At 66.7% G+C, this 20,796-nt stretch carries 23 protein-coding genes; 15 read left to right on the forward strand and 8 right to left on the reverse strand.

Going from position 1 to position 20,796, the window contains the following annotated elements:
* Positions 1–212 precede the first annotated feature (212 nt).
* From DU502_RS08490 to DU502_RS08510, 5 genes are all read left to right on the forward strand, one after another.
* Positions 213–3,224 (forward strand): FAD-binding and (Fe-S)-binding domain-containing protein, encoded by a 3,012-nt coding sequence (locus DU502_RS08490; protein WP_121918951.1) that lies wholly within the window; start codon positions 213–215, stop codon positions 3,222–3,224.
* A 65-nt stretch (positions 3,225–3,289) separates the two neighbouring features.
* A complete protein-coding gene (locus DU502_RS08495; protein WP_121918952.1) occupies positions 3,290–3,676 on the forward strand; it encodes a cyclophilin-like fold protein in 387 nt (128 codons plus the stop codon).
* A 213-nt stretch (positions 3,677–3,889) separates the two neighbouring features.
* A complete protein-coding gene (locus DU502_RS08500; protein WP_121918953.1) occupies positions 3,890–5,623 on the forward strand; it encodes an Nramp family divalent metal transporter in 1,734 nt (577 codons plus the stop codon).
* 48 nt (positions 5,624–5,671) lie between these two features.
* Complete coding sequence (locus DU502_RS08505; RefSeq protein ID WP_121918954.1) at positions 5,672–6,115, forward strand: hypothetical protein; 444 nt, start codon at positions 5,672–5,674, stop codon at positions 6,113–6,115.
* Positions 6,105–6,674, forward strand: coding sequence for a hypothetical protein (locus DU502_RS08510; protein ID WP_121918955.1), 570 nt, complete (start codon positions 6,105–6,107; stop codon positions 6,672–6,674). The genes DU502_RS08505 and DU502_RS08510 overlap by 11 nt, the downstream gene beginning before the upstream one ends.
* On the opposite strand, the gene DU502_RS08515 is transcribed toward DU502_RS08510, so the two are convergent.
* Entirely contained in the window at positions 6,667–7,305 is a 639-nt protein-coding gene (locus DU502_RS08515; RefSeq protein WP_121918956.1) for a CFI-box-CTERM domain-containing protein, read from the reverse strand. The two genes, DU502_RS08510 and DU502_RS08515, sit on opposite strands and share 8 nt — an antisense overlap.
* A gap of 93 nt (positions 7,306–7,398) precedes the next feature.
* On the opposite strand from DU502_RS08515, the gene DU502_RS18245 reads away from it, so the two are divergent.
* Positions 7,399–7,575 (forward strand): hypothetical protein, encoded by a 177-nt coding sequence (locus DU502_RS18245; RefSeq protein WP_158601116.1) that lies wholly within the window; start codon positions 7,399–7,401, stop codon positions 7,573–7,575.
* 42 nt (positions 7,576–7,617) lie between these two features.
* On the opposite strand, the gene asd is transcribed toward DU502_RS18245, so the two are convergent.
* Positions 7,618–8,652 (reverse strand): aspartate-semialdehyde dehydrogenase, encoded by a 1,035-nt coding sequence (asd, locus tag DU502_RS08520; RefSeq protein WP_121918957.1) that lies wholly within the window; start codon positions 8,650–8,652, stop codon positions 7,618–7,620.
* A 226-nt stretch (positions 8,653–8,878) separates the two neighbouring features.
* On the opposite strand from asd, the gene DU502_RS08525 reads away from it, so the two are divergent.
* Positions 8,879–10,675: an acetyl-CoA carboxylase biotin carboxylase subunit gene (locus DU502_RS08525; protein WP_121918958.1), complete on the forward strand. Its 1,797-nt coding sequence runs from the start codon at positions 8,879–8,881 to the stop codon at positions 10,673–10,675.
* Positions 10,672–11,604: a biotin--[acetyl-CoA-carboxylase] ligase gene (locus DU502_RS08530; RefSeq protein WP_121918959.1), complete on the forward strand. Its 933-nt coding sequence runs from the start codon at positions 10,672–10,674 to the stop codon at positions 11,602–11,604. Before DU502_RS08525 ends, DU502_RS08530 begins: the two co-directional genes overlap by 4 nt.
* 1 nt (position 11,605) lies before the next feature.
* On the opposite strand, the gene DU502_RS08535 is transcribed toward DU502_RS08530, so the two are convergent.
* From DU502_RS08535 to DU502_RS08545, 3 genes are read right to left on the reverse strand one after another with little or no spacing between them, the layout of a single operon-like run.
* The gene (locus tag DU502_RS08535) at positions 11,606–12,055 is read right to left on the reverse strand and encodes a universal stress protein (protein ID WP_121918960.1); all 450 of its coding nucleotides are present in this window, start codon (positions 12,053–12,055) and stop codon (positions 11,606–11,608) included.
* A gap of 41 nt (positions 12,056–12,096) precedes the next feature.
* On the reverse strand, positions 12,097–13,110 hold the full coding sequence (locus DU502_RS08540; protein ID WP_121918961.1) for an amidohydrolase family protein: 1,014 nt from the start codon (positions 13,108–13,110) through the stop codon (positions 12,097–12,099).
* Between the two features lie 30 nt (positions 13,111–13,140).
* Positions 13,141–14,364, reverse strand: a complete 1,224-nt coding sequence (locus DU502_RS08545; RefSeq protein ID WP_121918962.1) for an HD domain-containing protein — start codon at positions 14,362–14,364, stop codon at positions 13,141–13,143.
* A 54-nt stretch (positions 14,365–14,418) separates the two neighbouring features.
* Here DU502_RS08545 and DU502_RS08550 point away from each other — a divergent pair, with 54 nt between their 5' ends.
* Complete coding sequence (locus DU502_RS08550; RefSeq protein ID WP_121918963.1) at positions 14,419–15,027, forward strand: DJ-1/PfpI family protein; 609 nt, start codon at positions 14,419–14,421, stop codon at positions 15,025–15,027.
* A gap of 1 nt (position 15,028) precedes the next feature.
* Here the strand turns inward: DU502_RS08550 and DU502_RS08555 are convergent, their stop codons facing one another.
* Positions 15,029–16,195 carry an MFS transporter gene (locus DU502_RS08555; protein WP_121918964.1) on the reverse strand — a complete coding sequence of 389 codons (1,167 nt, stop codon included), beginning with the start codon at positions 16,193–16,195 and terminating at the stop codon, positions 15,029–15,031.
* A 127-nt stretch (positions 16,196–16,322) separates the two neighbouring features.
* Here DU502_RS08555 and sod point away from each other — a divergent pair, with 127 nt between their 5' ends.
* From sod to DU502_RS08570, 3 genes are all read left to right on the forward strand, one after another.
* Entirely contained in the window at positions 16,323–16,922 is a 600-nt protein-coding gene (gene sod, locus DU502_RS08560) for a superoxide dismutase (RefSeq protein WP_121918965.1), read from the forward strand.
* Between the two features lie 139 nt (positions 16,923–17,061).
* Positions 17,062–17,646: a nitrous oxide reductase accessory protein NosL gene (locus tag DU502_RS08565; RefSeq protein ID WP_121918966.1), complete on the forward strand. Its 585-nt coding sequence runs from the start codon at positions 17,062–17,064 to the stop codon at positions 17,644–17,646.
* A gap of 40 nt (positions 17,647–17,686) precedes the next feature.
* Positions 17,687–17,956 (forward strand): DUF5827 family protein, encoded by a 270-nt coding sequence (locus DU502_RS08570; RefSeq protein ID WP_121918967.1) that lies wholly within the window; start codon positions 17,687–17,689, stop codon positions 17,954–17,956.
* Here the strand turns inward: DU502_RS08570 and DU502_RS08575 are convergent.
* Complete coding sequence (locus DU502_RS08575; RefSeq protein WP_121918968.1) at positions 17,953–18,531, reverse strand: MBL fold metallo-hydrolase; 579 nt, start codon at positions 18,529–18,531, stop codon at positions 17,953–17,955. The genes DU502_RS08570 and DU502_RS08575 overlap by 4 nt on opposite strands.
* Before the next feature lie 68 nt (positions 18,532–18,599).
* On the opposite strand from DU502_RS08575, the gene thyX reads away from it, so the two are divergent.
* From thyX to DU502_RS08590, 3 genes are all read left to right on the forward strand, one after another.
* Positions 18,600–19,343, forward strand: coding sequence for an FAD-dependent thymidylate synthase (gene thyX, locus DU502_RS08580; RefSeq protein WP_121918969.1), 744 nt, complete (start codon positions 18,600–18,602; stop codon positions 19,341–19,343).
* 50 nt (positions 19,344–19,393) lie between these two features.
* The gene (locus tag DU502_RS08585; RefSeq protein WP_121918970.1) at positions 19,394–19,603 is read left to right on the forward strand and encodes a TRAM domain-containing protein; all 210 of its coding nucleotides are present in this window, start codon (positions 19,394–19,396) and stop codon (positions 19,601–19,603) included.
* Positions 19,604–19,734: 131 nt separating this feature from the next.
* Entirely contained in the window at positions 19,735–20,475 is a 741-nt protein-coding gene (locus DU502_RS08590; RefSeq protein ID WP_121918971.1) for an MBL fold metallo-hydrolase, read from the forward strand.
* Between the two features lie 10 nt (positions 20,476–20,485).
* Here DU502_RS08590 and DU502_RS08595 read toward each other — a convergent pair whose 3' ends face one another.
* On the reverse strand, positions 20,486–20,758 hold the full coding sequence (locus DU502_RS08595; RefSeq protein WP_121918972.1) for a hypothetical protein: 273 nt from the start codon (positions 20,756–20,758) through the stop codon (positions 20,486–20,488).
* Positions 20,759–20,796 lie beyond the last annotated feature (38 nt).

Raw genomic sequence — 20,796 nt, forward strand, 5'->3', positions numbered from 1 at the left:
ACGTGTGCTATCTCGACAGACACTAAAATCGGTGTCGTCCCAGTCCCCCAGCACCCCGATGCCCTCCTTCGGTTGCGTCGGTTTACCGTGCGACGTGCTATCGAATCCGGCAACTATTACACCTCATAATTCATGACAATCGGGGGACGGCGGCGAGGGTGGGTTCACCTCCGAACGTAGGAGTTATAACCGCCGAGTTCGGTGTGCGACTCATGGCCATTGATGAACAATCAACGGGATTAGAGACCTCGGCGGATTCGCTGGGGCACGAGCATCCCGACGCTGACGAATACAAAGCACTCGCCGAAGACCTCCGGACCGGCGTCCAGGGTGACGTCTCCTTCGACGAGTACGCGCAGGTGTTGTACGCGACGGACGGGAGCATCTACCAGGCCAAGCCCGCGGGCGTCGTACTGCCGAAGACGGTGAGTGACGTGCAGCATACGGTCGAGACGGCGGCCGAACACGGCGTGCCGATCCTGCCGCGCGGCACGGGATCGTCACTCGGCGGCCAGACGGTCGGACCGGGCTGTGTCGTCGTCGACTTCACGCGCTACATGGACGACATCGTCGACGTGGACCCCGACGGGCAGCGCGCGGTCGTCCAGCCCGGGGTGGTGCAGGACCACCTCGACAACCACCTCGAACAGTACGGCCTGAAGTTCGCCCCCGACCCGGCCTCGTCGAACCGGTCGACCATCGTGGGCGGCATCGGCAACAACTCCACTGGCGCCCACTCCGTCCGCTACGGCATCACCGACGCCTACACGGAGGAACTCGACGTGGTGCTCGCGGACGGCTCGCTGATCCACACCGAGGAGATCGTCCTCGACAGCGACGAGTGGGACGAGAAGGTGTCCGGCGACGATCTGGAGGCCCAGATCTACGAGACGACCCGCCAGCTGGTGGAGGAACACGAGGAGGAAATCGAGGAGAAGTATCCCGACCTCAAGCGCTCGGTGTCGGGCTACAACCTCCAGAAGGTCATCTACGAGAACGATGCGGGTGAGGAAGTCATCAACCTCTCGAAGCTCTTCGTGGGTGCGGAGGGGACGCTCGGCGTCATCGTCGAGGCCGAAGTCTCCCTGGTCACGCTCCCCGAGGAAACGGCGCTCGTCCTCTACTGTTTCGACGACCTCGTCGAGACGATGGAGGCGGTGCCGGAGGCGCTCCAGTTCGACGTGGGCGCGGTCGAGTTGATGGACGACGAGGTGTTCCAACTCGCCGCCGACTCGACGGAGTACGCCCAGTACGTCGAGATGATCCCGGAGGGGACGAAGGCGGCGCTGATGCTGGAGTTCGACTCCGAACTCGTCGACGACTTCCACGACGCCATCGAGGAGACCAACGAGTACTTCGTCGAGAACGGCAACGCCTTCCACGCCATCGAGGCCTACACCGAGGAGGATCAGGCCGACATCTGGAAGCTCCGAAAGGCCGCCATTCCCCTGCTGATGGGGATGAAAGGCGACCCCAAACCGTACCCGTTCATCGAGGACGCGACGGTGCCGCCGGAGGAACTGGCCGAGTACGTCTTCGAGTTCGAGGAGGTGTTGGAGGACCACGGCACCTCCGCCGCCTACTTCGCCCACGCGGGCAGCGGGACGCTCCACATCCGACCCATCCTCAACCTCAAAGAGGCGGACGGCATCGAGAAGATGCACTCCATCACGGAGGACGTGACCGACCTCGTGCTCGAACATTACGGGTCGTTCTCGGGCGAACACGGCGACGGGATGGCGCGGACCGAGTTCAACCCCAAGATGTACGGGCCGGAGCTCTGGAAGGCGTTCAAGGAACTGAAGACGGCGTTCGACCCCGACTGGCACATGCATCCGGGCAACGTCGTCTACCGCGACGGCCCCGAAGACATCGGGCCCGACTCGGACCGCGGCGTCGGCGCCGACATGCGCGAGAACCTGCGCTACGGCGTCAACTACCAGTCGGTCGAGCCCCAGACCACGCTCGACTTCGAGGACGAGGGCGGCTTCTCCCACCTCGTCGAACTCTGTAACGGCTGTGGCACCTGTCGCCAGACCGACTCCGAAGTGATGTGCCCGACCTACCGCGCGAGCGAGGAGGAGATCCAGACGACGCGAGGGCGCGCCAACATGCTCCGTGCCGCCATCAGCGGCAACCTCGACGAGGACGAAATCTACTCCGACCGCTTCCAGGAGGAGGTCATGGACCTCTGTGTCGGCTGTAAGGGCTGCAAGAGCGACTGCCCGACCGGCGTCGACATGGCGAAGCTGAAGACGGAGGTCAAACACCAGTACCACCAGGAGGAGGGCATCAGCCTGCGCGAACGCGTCTTCGCCAACATCGACACCCTGTCGAAGCTCGGGTCGATGACGGCGCCCATCTCCAACCTCGCGCCGAAGATTCCCGGTGCACGCGCGGTGATGGAGGAGGCACTCGGCATCTCCCGCGAGCGCGAACTCCCCACCTTCGCGAGCGAGAGCCTCGAAGCGTGGTTCGAGCGCCGCGGTCGGTGTAAGGTCGCGCCGAGCGACGCGCGCGATCAGGTGTTGCTGTTCCCCGACACCTACACGAACTACATCTATCCCGAGGCGGGGAAGGCGGCCATCGAGGTGCTCGAAGCTGCGGACGTGTACGTCCGCATCCCCGAGGACGTGGCGCCCTCCGGGCGCGCGGCCTTCTCGTCGGGCATGCTCGATCTGAGCCGCGAGCGTGCCGAGCAGAACGTCTCGGCGCTCCGCGAGGACGTGGATAACGGCTGGTCGGTCGTGTTCATCGAGCCGTCCGACGCCGTCATGTTCCAGGACGAGTACCGCGACCTGCTCTCCGGCCCGGCGGTCGAGGCCGTCTCCGACGCCGCCTACGGCATCATGGAGTACGCGGACGTGACGGGACTGGCCGAGGTGGCCGACTTCGGCTCGCCGCGGCAGTCGCTGTCCTACCACGGCCACTGCAACCAGAAGGCGACGAACAAGGACCACCACGCCGTCGGCGCCCTGCAGGGCGCGGGCTACGACGTGGACACGCTCAACACGACCTGCTGTGGGATGGCTGGCTCCTTCGGCTACCACGAGGAGCATTACGACATCTCGCAGGCTATCGGGAGCCTCCTGTTCGAGGAAGTCGAGAACAGTCCGGGCGATCAGGTGACCGCCCCCGGCGCCTCGTGTCGCTCGCAACTCGGCGACGAGTACGACGAGCACCCGCCCCACCCGGTCGAGATGCTCGCGGACGCGCTGAACTAACCGGATAGCCCGCTCTTTTTCGCCTTTCCCCCGGATATATAGCCGTCCGCATCGACGACCCCACCATGTCCGAGGCAGACTTCGTCGTCACGGTCGACGGTACCGACATCGAAGCCACGTGGGTCGACGAGAGTCCCGAGACGCGTTCGGCTATCGCAGAGGCCCTCCCCGTCGAGGGCGAGGCGACGCGCTGGGGCGACGAACTGTACTTCCGGATTCCGGTCGACACTCCCGCGGAGGCGAACGCCCGGGCTGAGGTCGAACCGGGGACGGTCGCCTACTGGCCACAGGGGAACGCGCTGTGCCTGTTCTGGGGCCCGACACCGGCGAGTACGGGGTCCGAGCCGCGTGCGGCGTCGCCGGTCAACGTCGTCGCTCGCCTCGACGACATTGCTCCCCTGTCAGGCCTCCCTGACGGGGGTGGCGCAACGGTCCGAATCGTGGATTGCTGACACGTTTCGACTGACCGTCCCTGTTCTCCTCCGCGCTTGAGCCCCGCGAATTCGACGTTTGCAGGTTTGTCTATCCGCTTATTCGTTCAAAAACGTAAACGCGCTGGCATGCATCGATGATTATTTATGATATGACAAACCTGGATAACATGGATCGCACAGACGATGGTAGCATGACCCACGAAGTATGATCCCGCGAATCAAGGGGAGATTATGACAGACGACCACGACGAACCAAAAGTAGAAACCGACGGCGGCCTGACCGAAGACGACATCTTCACGACAGCCGAAGTCGGGGAACAGTATCGTGCGACGGTGTATCGTGACGTTGACTACGACTCGCTCGATGTCGCGCCAGAGACGAGCGAGTACCCGAGCACCGACGGCAAATGGGGCTACCGGAAATACGACCTGCCCAAAGTGCCGAAGGTGTCTCACATCGTCGGGCCGAGCGCGATCATGCTCGGCGCGTCGCTCGGGAGCGGCGAGACGATGTTCTGGCCGACGCTCGTCGCTCAGAACGGCTGGGGTCTGTACTGGGCGTTCTGGGTCGGCGTGATCACCCAGTTCTTCATCAACACGGAGATTCAGCGGTGGACGATTGCCACTGGCGAGAGCATCTTCCGAGCGTTCGACCGGTTGAACAGCTTCTGGCCGTGGTTCTTCCTCGTCGCCGGCTTCTTCCACGTCGGATGGCCCGGCTGGGCGGCCGGCGCCTCAGAGGTGTTCGCCGCGTGGACGGGCGTCGTCCCGCGTGAAGACTGGGCGATCATCGGCGTCATCACGATGGTGCTGATCTGGCTCAGCTACCAGGCCGGTCCGATCCTGTACAACGCTATCGAGAAGGCTCAGTTGGTCATGATGTTCGTCGCCATCTTCGGCGCGGTCATCCTGGCGTTCATCGCCGGCTCGATCGGCCAGTTCGCTAGCATCCCCGCGGGCGCCGTCAACTTCGGCGCGCTCCCGCAGAACATGGACATCGCGACGTTCCTCGGCGGCCTCGCGTACGCGGGTGCCGGGGGGTACGTCAACCTCGCACAGGGCGTCTGGGCCCGCGAGAAGGGATACGGCATGGGCTCCTACCAGGGCCGCATCAAGAACCCGCTCCGTGGTGCAGAGCCGGAAGAGGTTCACGGTGGCTTCACCTTCGAACCGAGCGAGAAGAACCTGCGCCGCTGGAAGGCGTGGTGGAAGATCACCCAGCAGGAACACTTCCTGACGTTCGTCATTGGCCTGCTCATCGTCGCGACGGTCGCGATGACGATCACCGCCGAGTACGCCGCCGGGACCGATCAGGGCGCCATCAACATGTGGCTCGACGTGGTCATCCCGCAGCTCGGTGCGGTCCAAGGCCAGCTGATGTACGTGGTGATCTTTATCGCCCTGTTCAGCACGCAGTACGCCATCCTCGAAGCGTTCGTCCGCAACAGCGTGGACATCATCTTCGAGGGGTACGGACGTTCGGCCGGCTGGGACCTCTCGCGGGTCTTCCTCGGCCTGCTCACGCTCTTCACGCTGTGGGGCATTCTCATCATCGTCGCGCAGTTCCAGCAGCCGTGGATCCTGCTGGTCATCGGTGCCGCCATCGCCGGTGCGATGATGTGGCCGTACAACGCCTTGGTGACCATCCTGAACACGACGCGCCTGCCCGAACACACCCAGCCCGGCTGGGGTCGCGTCCTCGCCATGTGGTGGGCGACCGGCTTCTTCGGGTACTTCACCATCCTGCTGATCGGTGGTGTGCTCAACTCGCCGGAAGCCTACGGACTGAGCTTCCCGATGTTCGAGACGACGGTCGGCGTCGTCGGAAGCGCACCGGGTGGCTACGCGCTGTGGGTCTTCGCACTCGTCGTGCAGATCTACACGATGTACCGCTCGGCCACCGCGAAGCTGAACGCCTCCGGCACCGTCGACGGGGCGGACGCCGCCAAAGGCTTCCTCTCGTAACGACCACCGACCAACCGTTTTTATTTATTTGCGTCGTCAACTGAGCCTATGGCATCCGAGACGCGCCCGTCAGGGCGTCCGTTCGAGACGCTACTGCGCTTTCTGGTCGCCTATCGGCTGTTCGTCTATCTCGGTGGGCTGATCGCCATCGGCATCCCACTCGCACTCCGGCGGGCCTTCGAGATAGGACTCTCTCCGGGTGCGCGGACCGCCATCGTCGTCGCGAGTCTCGCGGTGATGATCGTGACGTACATCGGGGAACGGCGGGTCGGCCGCGACCACGCGGAGGCCGGCACCGGCGCCGACGACCCGACGGAGTCGTACTCGCTCCGCCTCCGTGCGTCCGTCGCGACCGCCGTCTTCGGGCTCGCCGTCGGCATCTACGTCGCCCTCGAGGTCAGTCGGGGTGCCGGCGTGTTCTTTATCCTCGGTGCATTCCTCTTCGCGTACATGGGCTACCGCACCGAACTGGAGGGCGCGAATGGCATCTGACTCCGACGACGTCGACGCTGTGGAGTTCGAGAATCCCGAGGTCGACGACGCCCACCCCGACGAGTTCGAGGATCTGCCGTCGACCGACATCGAAACCGAACTCCACGTTCACTTCGGTATGGCTGGCTCCTTCCCGCTTCGTCTCGTCGATATGTTCTTCGCGGACGACGGCCTCCACATCGCGGAGTACAGCTACATCACGCCGATGTTCGGGCTTGGATTCAAGAAACACCACCGCGAGGCCAGTGCGATGCAGCAGGTGTACGACGTCCACGGCATCGACGAGGTGCTCCTCCAGGCCGACACCGTCCACTGGCTGAACTACGAGGCGATCGATCGAGTGGTCCTCCACCGCGGCGGATTCATGGGCCGGCCGAAACTCACCGTCTATCCGGCCGACGGGTCGCGCTCGCACGCGATCAGGCTCCACGAAGAGGACGACCCCGACTCGCTCGCCGAGTCGCTTCGGGAAGTCGCCGAGGGGCGGCCTTTCGACGTCGTCGTCGAGGCTGGCTCCGGCCTCGATCCGCGCGAGAACGTCGAGCGATTCTTCAGCTAACCCACCGCTCGCGGGCGCGAAGCCACCCGTGGGCGAGTGCCCCGAGACAGACACCGACGACGTAGAGCCCGATCAGCACGAGCGAGAGGGTCGCCCGCTGGCCGCGCCCCGTCGCCGCTCGCCGCCGGTCGGCGAGGGAGCCACAGCGGTCGACCAGCCCACGGACGAGGCGCGTCGGGACTGCCTCCGGGTGGCGGTCGAGCGTCGCCGCGATGGGGGGACTCGTCGCGTCGTAGACGCGGAGCAACGTCCGCCCGGTGGGGGAGGGCCGCATCACGTCGGCACGGAACCCTCGGAGCGAGTCGAGCGTCGGCCCCTCGCCGGCGGTCGCCGTCGTGATGAAACAGTTCGAGTGGTGCTGGGTGATCTTGACGCGGCCGATGTTCTCCTTCCGGTAGCGCGTGGTTTCGGACGCCGGAAACTCGTGATCCTCGCAGACGAGATACTCCGTCTCGGTGTGGCGGATAAACACATCGTCGTGGTCGATCTCTTTGCCGCTCTCGGTCACCAGATGGATGTGTTTGTCCCGTCCGTCGCCGACGCCGATCTCCGAGAGGGGACGGTCCCCGTCGTCGTCGGCGTCCGCTGACTCCGTTCCCGTGTCCGTCTCCGACCCGTCCTCAGTGCTCATAGGTAACACACGATCCGGTGGGGTTATGAGCCATTGGTTTCCGCGCCGACCGCCGGCGGATTTTTGTTGTTCGCACACCAACATGGGACGAATGTGAGCGCATTTAACGTCCTCTTGGGCACCCTCCTCTTCCGGACGATACTCGTCGCCGCTGTCCTGCTGATTCTGAAGTACATCTACGAGGGCGTCTTCATGATGGCAGGGATGCTGTTGCTCGCGCTCTCCTTTTTCGCCTATCTCTCCTTCACCGAAGCGCGGCTGATGGATTGACGCGTCGCGAGTGAAAAGGGGACCCCCGTTTACGGCGCCACGCTACAGGTAGCCGTTCTCGTAGAGCAGTTCGCCGTTCAGGACGCTGGCGCCCGCGGCGCCGCGGACGGTGTTGTGCGCGAGGCAGTTGAACTTGACACCGCGGCGGGTGGACTGCACGCCGCCGACACAGATCTGCATACCCTGACCCCGCATCCGGTCCATCCGGGGCTGGGGGCGTTCGGGTTCGTCGAAGACGTGGATGAGCTGGTTGGGGGCGCTCGGCAGGTCGACGCCGGGGAACTCCCGCATCGCCTCCTCCACCTCGTCAACGTCGGGCTCGTCCGCGAGGTCGACGAAGGCGTTCTCGAGGTGGCCGTCGAGCGTCGGAACGCGGTTACAGGAGGCCGCGACCTCCACGTCGTGCCACGCGATCTCCGCGCCGTCGAACTCGCCCAGCAGTTTTCGGGATTCGGTCTCCATCTTGTCCTCCTCGCCGCCGATGTGTGGGAGGACGTTGTCGATGATCTCCATCGACGTGACGCCGGAGTAGCCCGCGCCGGAGACGGCCTGCAGGGTGGAGACGTTGACGCGGTCGAGACCGAATTCGTCGAGGGCCGCGAGCGGCGGGATCATCGTGATCGTCGAACAGTTCGGGTTCTTCACCAGCGCGCCGTCCCAGCCACGCTCGTCCCGCTGGACCTCGATCAGGTCGAGGTGTTCGGGGTTGATCTCCGGGATGGTGAGGGGCACGTCCTCCGCGAGGCGGTCGTTCGAGGAGTTCGAGGAGATGACGTAGCCCGCGCGGGCGAAGTCTTCCTCCACGTCCACGGCGACGCTAGAAGGCAGCGACGAGAAGAGGAGATCGACGTCGTCCGGCACCGCCTCCGGGTCGGTGCGACGGACCGTCATCTCGGCCACGTCGACCGGGATGGGCGAATCGACCCGCCACTTCGCCGCCTCGCGGTAGGGCTTGCCCGCGCTCTCGTCACTGGCGGTGAGCGCCGCGAGTTCGAACGTGGGGTGGTCGTCGAGAAGCTGGATGAATCGCTGTCCAACCGCACCGGTCGCACCGAGAATGCCGACTTGTACTGACATTGGTTACCCGTGTGGGACTCTCACATAAGGCCGTTTGGATTCGGGAACAGTCCAACCCAACCAATAATTTGACTAACGACGATATAATCCCAATTAGCTACCGATATTTGAACTTTTCTCGCCCACTACGGCATATTCGGTCCCGAACTGTGAAACACCTGTCTCGAACGTCCGTATCTGTTCTCCGACCGATACACTAACGGGGTAATTGTTCGTACACGGGGACATGTTCAGGAAGGTTCTCGTCGCCAACCGGGGCGAGATCGCGGTGCGTGTCATGCGGGCCTGCGAGGAACTGGGCGTTCGGACCGTCGCCATCTACAGCGAGGCCGACAAGCACGCGGGTCACGTCCGTTACGCCGACGAAGCGTACAACGTCGGTCCGGCGCGGGCCGCGGATTCCTATCTCGATCAGGACGCCGTGCTGGAGGCGGCCCGCAAGGCCGACGCGGACGCGATCCATCCCGGCTACGGGTTCATGGCGGAGAACGCCGACTTCGCCGCCCGCGTCGAGGATAGCGAATGCACGTGGATCGGGCCGCCATCCGACGCGATGGAGCGGCTGGGCGAGAAGACGAAAGCGCGCAAGGTGATGCAGGGTGCCGACGTGCCGGTCGTGCCGGGGACGACCGATCCCGTCGAGGACCCGGCGGAGGTCGAGGCGTTCGGCGAGGAGAACGGCTACCCGATCGCCATCAAGGCCGAAGGTGGCGGCGGCGGGCGCGGCATGAAGATCGTCGAGAGTCCCGACGAGATCGAAGACCAACTCGCCGCGGCCAAACGCGAGGGCGAGGCGTACTTCGACAACGACTCCGTCTACCTCGAACGATTCCTCGAAGCCCCGCGACACATCGAGGTGCAGATTATCGCCGACCACCACGGCAACGTCCGCCACCTCGGCGAGCGCGACTGCTCGCTCCAGCGCCGCCACCAGAAGGTGATCGAGGAGGGACCGAGTCCGGCGCTCTCCGACGACCTGCGCGAACGCATCGGCGACGCTGCCCGCCGCGGCGTGGGCGAGACCGACTACACCAACGCCGGCACCGTCGAGTTCCTCGTCGAGGACGGCGAGTTCTACTTCCTCGAAGTCAACACGCGCATCCAGGTCGAACACCCCGTCACCGAGGAGATCACGGGCATCGACATCGTGAAAGAACAGATCAAGGTGGCCGCGGGCAACGAGATCGGCTTTGCACAGGACGAGGTGGAGATCGAGGGACACGCGATGGAGTTCCGGATCAACGCCGAGAACGCGGCCCGCGATTTCGCCCCCGCGACCGGCCGCCTCTCGACGTACGATCCGCCCGGCGGGATCGGCGTCCGCGTCGACGACGCGGTGCGACAGGGCGACGACATCGGCGGCGACTACGACTCGATGATCGCCAAACTGATCGTCCGCGCGAGCGACCGCGACGAGTGTCTCGCCCGCGCCGAACGCGCCCTCCGCGAGTTCGACATCGAGGGGTTCCACACCGTCATCCCCTTCCACCGACTGATGGTGACGGACGAGCGGTTCACCGAGGGCACCCACACCACGAACTACCTCGACGAGGAACTCGACCACGAGCGCATCGAACGCGCCGTCGAGCGCTGGGGGCCGGAGGAGACGGACGCCGACGACGGGGACGAGGAGGTGACCGAACGCGAGTTCACCGTCGAGGTCAACGGCAAGCGCTTCGAGGTGAATCTGGAAGAACGCGGCGCCCCCGCTATCCCGACCGGCGGCACGAAGTCGAGCGGCGGGGGCGGTATGCAACGCCCCGATGCCGCCACGAACGACGACGGCGGCGGGACGGTCGCCGCCGGCGACGGCGAGCGGATCAAGGCCGAGATGCAGGGGACCATCCTCTCGGTCGACGTGGAACCCGGCGACGAGGTGGCGCCCGGCGACGTGGTCCTCGTCCTCGAAGCCATGAAGATGGAGAACGACATCGTCGCCGAGAGCGGCGGGACGGTCAGCGAGGTGCTCGTGAGCGAGGGCGAGAGCGTCGACATGGGTGACCCGCTGATCGTGCTGGAATGAGCGACACGCGCCGCTCGCTCCTCCGGACGCTCGCGGACGCCGACGGACCGGTGTCCGGACCGACGCTCGCCGACGAACTCGGGGTCTCGCGCGCGGCCGTCTGGAAACACGTCGAGGCGCTCCGCGACGAGGGATTCGTCGTCGAGAGCGACGCCGACGGCTACACCGTCCGTTCCGTCCCCGACTACGGCGGCGACGCCATCGCGTTCGGCCTCGACGCTCCCTACGCCGTCGAGTACCACGACAGCCTCCCGAGCACGAACGATCGGGCGCGGGAACTGGCGGTCGCGGGCGAGGCGGAGGTCCTCGTCGTCGCCGGCGAGCAGACGGGTGGCCGCGGCCGTCTCGACCGGCCGTGGTCGTCGCCGCCCGGCGGCGTCTACGCCAGTCTCTTGTGTCGCCCGGACCGTCCCCCGGCCCACGCGCCCGTCTTCACGCTCGCGGCCGCCGTCGCCGTCACGCGCGCCTGCCGCGAGGCGGGCGTCGAGGCCGTCATCAAGTGGCCCAACGACGTGCTCGTGGCGGGGTCGGAGGGGAAACTCGCGGGCATCCTGACCGAGATGGAGGGGGAGGCCGACCGTATCTCGTGGCTGATCGTCGGCGTCGGTGCGAACGTCGACGTGAGCGCGGCCGACCTGCCCGAGAAAGGGGCGAGTATCCGGACGGCAGGCGGCGACGCCGACCGTCGTCGCTTCTGCCAGCGGGTCGTCGAAGCGTTTCACGACCTCCGGGCCGACCCCGACTCGATTCTGCCGGCGTGGCGCGACTACGCCGTCACCCTCGGTCGCGAGGTGCGGGTCGACACGCCCGGCGGCGTCGTCGAGGGCGAGGCGGTCGACGTGACGTTCCCCGGCGCCCTCGTCGTCCGGACGGCCGACGGCGAACGGACCGTCCACGCCGGCGACTGCGAGCACCTCCGGCCGGCGTGACTCACTCGCTGCCGACCGGGACCGTCGTCACCGGTATCGACGACGCCCGGATGACCGACTCGGCGACGCTCCCGAGCAACAGGCGGTCGATCCCGCCGCGGCCGTGGGTGCCCATCACGACGAGGTCACAGTCCACTTCCTCGGCGTAGCGAACGATCTCTCGGCTCGGCTTGCCTTCCACCACCGCCGTCTCCACGCTGACGGTCGAATCCACCGTCTCGGCGATATCGCGGACGCGCGCGACGGCCTTCTCGGCGTCTTCCCGGAGCAAGCGGTCGACGCTCTCCCACGACGACTCCATCGCCAGCCCCGCGTACGCGTCCGTACTCAGGACGTAGATTCCGTGGACTTCGGCGTCGTTGATCGCGGCCACCTCGATAGCGTGCTCGATCGCCTGCTCCACGCCGTCGGAACCGTCGGTCGGAACGAGAATCCGTTCGTACGCGCCCATGTGTAATGGTAGCACACTCCATCACATAACTCTTCACACGCTCACAGCACGACGCGGTCCACGTCGTCGACGCCTGCCCGGCGGACCACCGCGCGAACCGGATCACGGACGCCGGCGAGGTTGTCGGAGTCGCCGTCGAGGACGAGGAGTTTCGCCGCGCGGCCGGGTTCGATCAGGCCGCAGTTCAGGCCGACGAGTTCGGCGCCGTTGACCGTCGCCATCCGCAGTACGTCGACGGCGCCGACGCCACCGACTTTCGCCGCGAACTCCATCTCGCGGAACATCGACGGGCTGTTGAGCATGACGTTGTCGGTACCCAGTGCCACCGTGGTCCGGTCGAGCAGCTCGGCCATCGGTGGCACCCCGACGCCGGTGACGAGGTTCGACCGCGGGCAGACGACGACCGGTACCCCGCCGCGCTCGATCCGCTCCAGATGCGCGGGTTCGGGGTGGACGACGTGGACGAGGAAGGTGGGATCGAGGTCGAGCGCGGGGGTGAGATCCTCGGCATCCCGTTCGCCGGCGTGGATGCCGAACGGCTTGCCCGCCTCGCGGGTCGCGGCGCGCTCGGCCGTGAAGTCGGCGTCGCGGGCACCGCTGGCGCCGAAGCCGTCGCCCGCCTCCATCGCCGCCGTCGTCTCGCGGCCGAGGACCGTCGCCTCGATGTCTAGCCCCTGCAGTGCCTCACGGATCGCTTCGACGCCCTCGACGCCACCCTCGCGGAACTCGACGGTCGCTGCGGTGCCCGACCGCTCCATGAATCGGAGCGACCGCCGCATAGCTGCGACTTTCTCCGCGGTCGAGGCGTCGCGAAGCAGGCGGTGTTTGAGGCCGTCCGGCGGCGCGACGAGTTCGTCGAGCGAGAGGTCCCGGCCGGCCTCCTTGGCGATGGAGTCGCCGATGTGGGTGTGGGCGTTGACGAAGGCGGGGCAGACGATGGCGTCGGCGTCCGTGGTCGTCTCCTCGACGGCGACGATTTTGCCGTCCTCGACGACGACGCGTCCCTCGATCGGTTCGAACGCCCGGCCCCGCAGAACGGTTCCTTCGACCTCCATACTGGATGAGGGAGGGCGCAATCCTTCAACTTACCCGAACTCGTCGAGCGTCGTGTCGAGGCCACCGCGAACCTCGGTGATCGGCGCGCCGTCCACGTCGAGTCCGAGTGCCCGGACGGCCGCTCGGCCGACGCGGTCGACGGCGCCAGCGGGGGCGTAGACGCCGAGGCGCCACTGGTTGCGGCCGGCGACCCGGAGCGCGCTCACGAGCGGCGACTGCCGATCCAGACGTCTGATCTCGCCGTTGACGACCACCCGCGACGACGACTCGCGGATCTCCGGCGGCGGCGGCACGTCGACGACGACCGAATCGGGGTCGAGGTCGGCGGCCGCCGCCACCTCGCGTTCGAGTTCGCGAATTCGCTCGTGGTCGGCCTCCAGCAAGTCCTCGGGCACGTCGGGGAGTTCCGCCCACACCGCCCGCTTGAACAGGTCACGCGTCGACAGACGGTCGGCGAAGTCGGCGGTCGCGTCGGTACGCCGGAGCGTCGCTAGCAGGTCGGCGTCGTCCCACCGGCGCACCGTCTCGGCGTCGTATCCAGCCTCGCGGATCAGCCGCTCCGTCGCTCGCCGGAGCATCGCCTTCCCGATGCGTGCGACGTGATGCCGGTAGACGGTCGGGTTCATCAGCGCCCGCGCGAGCAGGAGGCTCTCCGCGGTCTGAACGTTCCCCTCCGCGAGGACGAGTTCGCCGTCGACGAACGTCAGCTCTCGGACCAGTCGCCCGTGGTCGATAGTGCCGTACGGGACGCCGGTGTGGTGGGCGTCGCGGACGAGGTAGTCCATCCGGTCCACGTCGAGTTCGCCGGAGACGAGTTGGCCGTAGCGCCCCTCGCCGGCGACGAGGCCCGCGACGGTGTCGGGGTCGAGGTCGTGTTCCCGGAGGACTGCCCCCACACGTCCGTCGGCGAGGAGGTCGGCCACGTCGTCGTGATACTTCCCCGTGTGCCGGTAGAGGAGTTCCTCGACGTTGTGGCTGAACGGGGGGTGGCCCACGTCGTGTAGGAGGGCGGCGGCGCGGATACGTTCGGCCGTCCGCCCGGCCACGCCGAGATGATCGAGCGTCTCGCTCGCGAGGTGGTAGACGCCGAGGCTGTGCTCGAAGCGGGTGTGGTTGGCCGACGGGTACACCAGCGAGACGGTGCCGAGCTGGCGGATGCGGCGGAGCCGTTGCATCGCCGGCGTGTCCAGCAAGTCCTCGGCGACGCCCGTCACCTCGATGTGGTCGTGGACGCTGTCCTTGATCGTCGCCATGGTGACACCTTCGCTGGCATGGGGTATATACTCGGGGCTCGCTTCCACTCCGCTATGCCGACGACTATCGACATCCTCGTCTACGACGGCTTCGACGAACTGGACGCAGTCGGTCCCTTCGAGGCGTTCGAGATGGCGGCCGACGCGGGCGCCTCCCTCGACACGTCGCTCGTGACGCTCTCGGCGCAGGAGCGCGTGACCGCCGCCCACGGCCTCCGGATCGACCCGGACGGCACGCTGTCGGTCGACGACCCGCCGGACGTGGTCGTCGTCCCCGGCGGTGGGTGGAACGACCGCCGGCCCGAGGGGGCGTGGGCGGAGGCCGAGAAAGGAGCGATTCCCGACGCCCTCGCCCGCCTCCACGACGCGGGGACGACGCTCGCGGCGGTGTGTACGGGCGGGATGCTCCTCTCGCGCGCTGGCGTGCTTTCCGGTCGGCCTGCGGTCACCCACGGCGGCGCGCTCGACGACCTGCGCGCCACCGACGCCGACGTGGTCGACGCGCGCGTCGTCGACGACGGCGACGTACTGACCGCTGGCGGCATCACGTCGGGGCTGGACCTCGCGCTCCACCTGATCGAGCGGCTCGCCGACGCCGAGACGGCCGAGTCGGTGGCGACGGATCTAGAGTACACCCCACAACGCGATCGGTGGGTGTCGTAGGTCACCGCGTCAGCAACGCCAGTCGGCCCAGCAACAGCGCCGCGACGCCGACACCCGCCGCGAGCGCCAGCCACCCGGTCGTGTAGCCCGCGGTGTCGACGAGGTAGCCGAACGTCGGCGGCGCGATGAGGCCGCCGGCGTTGATGGTGAGTTGCCCGCCGGCGGTCGCTTCGCCCACGCGATCCGAGGGTACCAGCGCCGTCATGCAGGCGTAGTAGGTGGCGGGAATCCCGAAGACGAACAGGCCGAGGACGGCGAAGCCGACGGCGGCGACGAGCGGCGTGTCGACGGCAGTGACGGCCACGAGACAGGCGACGCCGAGCGCCGACTGCCCGACGAGGACGAGCGCGCTCGCCCGCGCGTCGTCGAGCGGCAGGCGGTCGACGAGGGCGCCGCCGCCGATACGGCCGGCGCTCCCCGTGAGTTGCACGAGCGCGAGGACGGTCCCCGCGACGCCGGCCGCCGCGCCGACGGATTCGGTGAGATAGAGGACGACGTAGGCCGTCGTGGTCAGGATGGCGGCGCCGTAGAAGAAGCCGGCGGCGACGAGCAGTCGGTAGTCGGGACGGGCGAGCAGTCCCCGCACGTCGGGCAGGCCCATCGAGCCGGTGCCGCCGTCGCCGCGGTACCAGTAGCCGAAAGCGAGGGCGACGCCGACGCCGACGGCAGTGGCGACGAAAAATCCCCCGCGCCACCCGACGCGCGTGGCGGCCATCCACGTGACGAGGATGGCGCCCAGCCCACTCCCGACGGTCACGCCGACCTGTTTGATGCTCATGGTGAGGTTGCGCCGGCCGGGCGGCGCGACGGCGAGGACGGCCCGGTTGGTGGCAGGCATAGCCGTCGCGTACGCGCCTCCGAGCACGAGGAGGGCGAGGAGGAGCAAGGGATAGGAGGGCGCGATAGCGACGCCGGCGGCGCCGACGGCGAGACCGAGGAGACCGCCGACCATCACCCGTCGCTCGCCGTAGCCGTCGACGGCCGCCCCCATCACGAACAGCAGGAGCGTATAGCCGAGCATCGTGACGGTGATGGTGACGCCGACGAGGGTGCGCGAGAGGCCGAAATCCGAGCGGAGAAACGCCGTCGCGGCGAAGATGGCGTAGAAACAGAGGCTGGCGACGGTCTGCCAGCCAGCGACCAGTCCCACGCCGTGCCAGCCACGCATCGCCCGACCGTCCACGACCCCGACGTAAGTCCCTATCTATCCGCTCGCAGCCCTGTGGGACGTGTTACCGTACGTTTCCTCAAAGCTTAACAGCGTGCCGATACATCATCTGTGTGGAGGTTACACCATGAGCTACGAACTTGATCCACTGCCGTACGACTACGACGCCCTCGAGCCGCACATCTCGGAGCAGGTACTGACCTGGCATCACGACACCCACCATCAGGGCTACGTGAACGGCTGGAACAGCGCCGAGGAGACGCTTGAAGCGAATCGTGAAGGCGGAGACTTCGGCTCCTCGGCCGGCGCGATTCGGAACGTCACCCACAACGGCTGTGGGCACATCCTCCACGACCTCTTCTGGGACTGCATGTCGCCGGAGGGTGGCGACGAGCCGAGCGGCGACCTCGCCGCCCGGATCGAGGAGGACTTCGGTTCCTACGAGGCCTGGAAGGGCGAGTTCGAGGCTGCTGCCGGCGCTGCCGGCGGCTGGGCGCTGCTGGTCTACGACAGCTTCTCGAACCAGCTCCGCAACGTCGTGGTCGACAAGCACGACCAGGGCGCGCTCTGGGGCTCCCACCCCATCCTCGCGCTCGACGTCTGGGAGCACTCCTACTACCACGACTACGGCCCGGCCCGCGGCGACTTCGTCGACAACTTCTTCCAGGTCGTCGACTGGGAGGAGCCGAGCGCCCGCTACGAGCAGGCCGTCGAACTCTTCGAGTAAGCGCACGCGGCAGTCGTAACGCGCGACTCGGCCGATCCGACATTTCTTTCGACGCCCGCCGGACCAGTGGCGACGCCACGCTGACAGTTTCGATAACCCAACCAGACGGTACAAGCCGGGCGGCGGCGTACGGACTGACGTGACACGAACATCGCTCACCCGACGGCGCCTCGTCGTCGCCGCGGGCACGCTGACGGCCGCGCTCGCCGGCTGTGCCGGTGGGACGGACGACGCGGCCGAGCCGACGTCCACGGCGACCCCGACCGAACAGTCGGTCGCTCTCACCGATCCCGCGCCCATCCCCGAGGACGCGTCGTGTGCCGTCTGTAATATGATGCCGGCGAAGTTCCCGGACTACAACGCCCAGTTGACCGTCGAGGTGGGCGACCGCGCGTTCTTCTGCTCGTCGGGCTGTCTGGCCGCCTACTACGTCGACCCCGGCAACTTCGAGCCGTCTCACGAGGGCGCGACGTTCGCGGGGCTCTGGGTCCACGACCACGAGACGAAAGAACTGATCGACGCGCGGTCGGCGTGGTTCGTCCGCGAGACGAACGCCGAACGGGTGGACGACCCGATGCAGCGCAACCCGTTACCGTTCGCGGCCGAGAGCGACGCGCAGGCGTACGTCGCCGAGTACGACGACCTCTCCGAGTCGGATATCCTCCGCCTGACCGACTTCGACATGGATCTGGCGACGTTCTACCGTGGCCGCTTCTTCGAGTAGGTTCGGTACCGTTTACGGGGCCGACCGTCTATCCCTCCCTATGCCCCGACCCAAAGAGTCGTTCGACGGCATCTACCCCTGCGATTTCTACACGCCCGAGGAGTTGCTCGACCCCGACCAGATGTACACCATCTACGAGATTGCGCGCCTGCTCCAGGGCCTAGAGCCCGACGCCGACATCGACGAGGGCACCGAGGCCGTCCTCGTCGACTGGGCGGTGCCGTGGGTGATGAAAAACGCCGACGACCTCGTGATCGGCGAACCGCCGACGGACGACGATCCCGGGTACTACGGCCTGAAAGACGACTAAAATCGTCGCGCCGCCTGCCCCGCGCGCTCGATGGTTTCGTACGCGCCGTCGGTCACGCTCGGTCCGTGACCGGTGTGGAGTGCGACGAGGTCCGGGTCGACGAGGTCGAGGAGGGCGTCGATGCTCCGGATCAGCGTCTCCCGATCCCCTTCTTCGAGATCAGTCCGTCCGAAGGCGCCGTCGGCGAACACCAGATCGCCCGCGAAACACACCTTCGCGGCCGGCGCGTAGAGGCAAACGTGGTCGTCCTTGTGTCCCGGCGTGTGGAGGACGGTGAAGTCGTGATCGCCCACCTGGACCGTCTCGCCGAGTTCGGTGTCGACGGCGGGGTGGCTGGGATCGTAGCCGACCGTCTCGACGTCGAAGGTGGATCGGACGGCGTCGACGTTGCCGACGTGGTCGCGGTGGGTGTGCGTGAGGACGACGGTGTCGAGGTCGTCGACCCGGGACTCCGCCGCTCCGACCACGTCGAAGTTGGCGCCGGTGTCGACGAGTGCAGTCCGCTCGCCGGTCACGAGGAAGACGTTGCTGGTGAACGCCTGCACGCCGGCGGCGAGGTTCTCGATGTCGGTCATACGACTTCCTATCGGCGCCGGAGGCTTGACCCTTAACGTTTAGGTAGTCCGGGTACCCCCTCGAAGCCATGGAGGTCACACTGCTCGAAGCGACGCCCGATCCGGAGCGAGTCGTCTGCACGGCAGCGCGAAACGACTACCTCTCGGACTTCGTCGGCGACATCTCGTTCGAGGAGGCGATGGACGGTATCGAGGGGGAGACGATAGAGGAGAAGAAGCGAACGCTCATCGGACACCTGCTCGATCACGGGCACTTCGGCCCGTTCGAACACCCACAGGCTACCTTCGCGATCAAGGGCGTCAGCCGGTCGTGTATGGCCCAGATCACCCGCCACCGGCACGTCAGTTTCGACATCCAGAGCATGCGTTACGTCTCCTTCGACGACGTCGATCCGGCCGAGGTCGAGGAGGGGGCGATGGTGGTGACGCCACCCTCCGCGATCGACCCCGACTGGGTCGGCCGCAATCAGTCCAGCGGCGCCGTCGACGAGGAGACCGTCGCGGAACGCGAACGCATCTTCCGCGAGACGGTGCGCAACTCGGTGGAGTCGTATCAGGAACTCCTCGATCTGGGGATGCCCCCCGAGGACGCCCGGTTCGTCCTCCCCATCGGCACCGAGGTCAACATCGTCATGTCGATGAACGCCCGGATGCTGATGCACGTCGCGGACATGCGCGCCGCCGCCGACAGCCAGTGGGAAATTCGCGAGATGACCGAGTCCGTCCTCGACCTGGCCGCCGAGTGGTGTCCCATCACGTTCGAGCACTACGAGGAACACATGAAAGGGCGGAAGAACCGGCTGGCGCCGTAGAATCTGTCACGCCCACAACACCTTTCCGTCTATGTGTGCTATCGAATGGCATGGTTAACCGACCGGTCACGCCCGGCGAGACGCACGTCCTCGCCATCGAAGAACTCGGGTCCGAGGGAGACGGTGTCGGATACGTCGACGATTTTGCCGTCCTCGTCGACGGCGCGTCGCTCGGTGAGACGGTGCAGGTCGAGATAACCGACGTGGGCGACAACTACGCCCGCGGCGACATGGTCGACGCGGAGTTCGGGTTCGACTGATACGGATTATTGTAACTGTGTCCCGGTGGTTCGCCAAGACGGTCCGGCGAATCACCGGTATAGACTTACAATAAACCGTATGACGCCGTCCCGACCGAACCGCTTTCCACGCCGCCGACCGACGCTGGTCCATGCGCCTCACTTTCCTCGGCACCGGAAGCGCCATGCCCCTCCCGGACCGCGCCCAGACCGGTTTGTTGCTCGAACGCGACGACCGTCGTCTGCTGGTCGACTGCGGCGCGGGCGTCCTCCACCGCCTCGCCGCCACCGACCCCGGCTACGAGGGCGTCTCGACCGTCCTCCTGACGCACCACCACCTCGACCACGTCGCGGACCTCCTGCCTCTCCTGAAGGCGCGGTGGCTCTCCGGCGACGACCACCTCGAAATCGTCGGCCCGAGCGGGACGAAAGCGCTCGTCGACGACCTGTTCGACGCCTTCGACTACCTCGACGGTCGGGCCGACGTGCGGATTCGTGAGGTCGGCGCCTACGACTTCTCGGTCGCGGGCTTCGACGTGTCGGCCCACGAGACGCGGCACTCGGTCGACGGCCTCGCCTACCGATTCGGGGGTGAGGATGGCGACCTGACGATCAGCAGCGACACCGAGGCGTTCGAGGGACTGGCCGCCTTCGCCGACGGATCGGCCATCTTCGTCCACGACTGTTCGTTCCCCGACGACGTGGACGTGTCGAACCACCCGACGCCGGCGAAACTCGGCGACGTTCTCGCCGGCCACGACTACGGCCGCGTCTACCTGACCCACCTCTACCCGCACACGGAGGGTCGCCACGAGGAGATGCTGGACGCGATAGAGCGACGGTACGACGGCGACGTGCGCTTCGCGCGTGACGGGTTGCGCGTGGAGTGTTAGCGCCGAGACGCTAAATCACGTCGTTGGGGTCGTGTTCGGCCGCCATGCGCTGTGCTTCGGTCGCGTACGCTTCGCGGTCTTCGGGGTCCGTCGAACCGAGGTTCTCCGGGTCGGCGTCGACGGCGGCGGTCGTGTCCCGAACGTCGCTGAACGAGGTGAGCGAACGCTCCTTCCGGAAGTACTGCTGGCCGTCGGTCGTCGCGTACGTGAGGATGATGATGTTCTGTTCGTCGTCGGAATAGGTGCGCTCGACCAGCCAGACGCGGACGGTGTCGTCGGTCATCGTCGGACCGTAGTCCCGCCCGACGCTTGAGTACCCGG

The organism is Haloplanus aerogenes (assembly GCF_003856835.1).
GTDB classification, from domain to species: Archaea; Halobacteriota; Halobacteria; order Halobacteriales; family Haloferacaceae; genus Haloplanus; species Haloplanus aerogenes.

Excerpts from the sequence above, each read along its gene's own strand:
- DU502_RS08490 (WP_121918951.1), top strand. The coding sequence starts at position 213 with ATGGCCATTGATGAACAATCAACGGGATTAGAGACCTCGGCGGATTCG.
- DU502_RS08495 (WP_121918952.1), top strand. The coding sequence starts at position 3,290 with ATGTCCGAGGCAGACTTCGTCGTCACGGTCGACGGTACCGACATCGAA.
- DU502_RS08500 (WP_121918953.1), top strand. The coding sequence starts at position 3,890 with ATGACAGACGACCACGACGAACCAAAAGTAGAAACCGACGGCGGCCTG.
- DU502_RS08505 (WP_121918954.1), top strand. The coding sequence starts at position 5,672 with ATGGCATCCGAGACGCGCCCGTCAGGGCGTCCGTTCGAGACGCTACTG.
- DU502_RS08510 (WP_121918955.1), top strand. The coding sequence starts at position 6,105 with ATGGCATCTGACTCCGACGACGTCGACGCTGTGGAGTTCGAGAATCCC.
- DU502_RS08515 (WP_121918956.1), bottom strand. The coding sequence starts at position 7,305 with ATGAGCACTGAGGACGGGTCGGAGACGGACACGGGAACGGAGTCAGCG.
- asd (WP_121918957.1), bottom strand. The coding sequence starts at position 8,652 with ATGTCAGTACAAGTCGGCATTCTCGGTGCGACCGGTGCGGTTGGACAG.
- DU502_RS08525 (WP_121918958.1), top strand. The coding sequence starts at position 8,879 with ATGTTCAGGAAGGTTCTCGTCGCCAACCGGGGCGAGATCGCGGTGCGT.
- DU502_RS08530 (WP_121918959.1), top strand. The coding sequence starts at position 10,672 with ATGAGCGACACGCGCCGCTCGCTCCTCCGGACGCTCGCGGACGCCGAC.
- DU502_RS08535 (WP_121918960.1), bottom strand. The coding sequence starts at position 12,055 with ATGGGCGCGTACGAACGGATTCTCGTTCCGACCGACGGTTCCGACGGC.
- DU502_RS08540 (WP_121918961.1), bottom strand. The coding sequence starts at position 13,110 with ATGGAGGTCGAAGGAACCGTTCTGCGGGGCCGGGCGTTCGAACCGATC.
- DU502_RS08545 (WP_121918962.1), bottom strand. The coding sequence starts at position 14,364 with ATGGCGACGATCAAGGACAGCGTCCACGACCACATCGAGGTGACGGGC.
- DU502_RS08550 (WP_121918963.1), top strand. The coding sequence starts at position 14,419 with ATGCCGACGACTATCGACATCCTCGTCTACGACGGCTTCGACGAACTG.
- DU502_RS08555 (WP_121918964.1), bottom strand. The coding sequence starts at position 16,195 with ATGCGTGGCTGGCACGGCGTGGGACTGGTCGCTGGCTGGCAGACCGTC.
- sod (WP_121918965.1), top strand. The coding sequence starts at position 16,323 with ATGAGCTACGAACTTGATCCACTGCCGTACGACTACGACGCCCTCGAG.
- DU502_RS08570 (WP_121918967.1), top strand. The coding sequence starts at position 17,687 with ATGCCCCGACCCAAAGAGTCGTTCGACGGCATCTACCCCTGCGATTTC.
- DU502_RS08575 (WP_121918968.1), bottom strand. The coding sequence starts at position 18,531 with ATGACCGACATCGAGAACCTCGCCGCCGGCGTGCAGGCGTTCACCAGC.
- thyX (WP_121918969.1), top strand. The coding sequence starts at position 18,600 with ATGGAGGTCACACTGCTCGAAGCGACGCCCGATCCGGAGCGAGTCGTC.
- DU502_RS08585 (WP_121918970.1), top strand. The coding sequence starts at position 19,394 with ATGGTTAACCGACCGGTCACGCCCGGCGAGACGCACGTCCTCGCCATC.
- DU502_RS08590 (WP_121918971.1), top strand. The coding sequence starts at position 19,735 with ATGCGCCTCACTTTCCTCGGCACCGGAAGCGCCATGCCCCTCCCGGAC.
- DU502_RS08595 (WP_121918972.1), bottom strand. The coding sequence starts at position 20,758 with ATGACCGACGACACCGTCCGCGTCTGGCTGGTCGAGCGCACCTATTCC.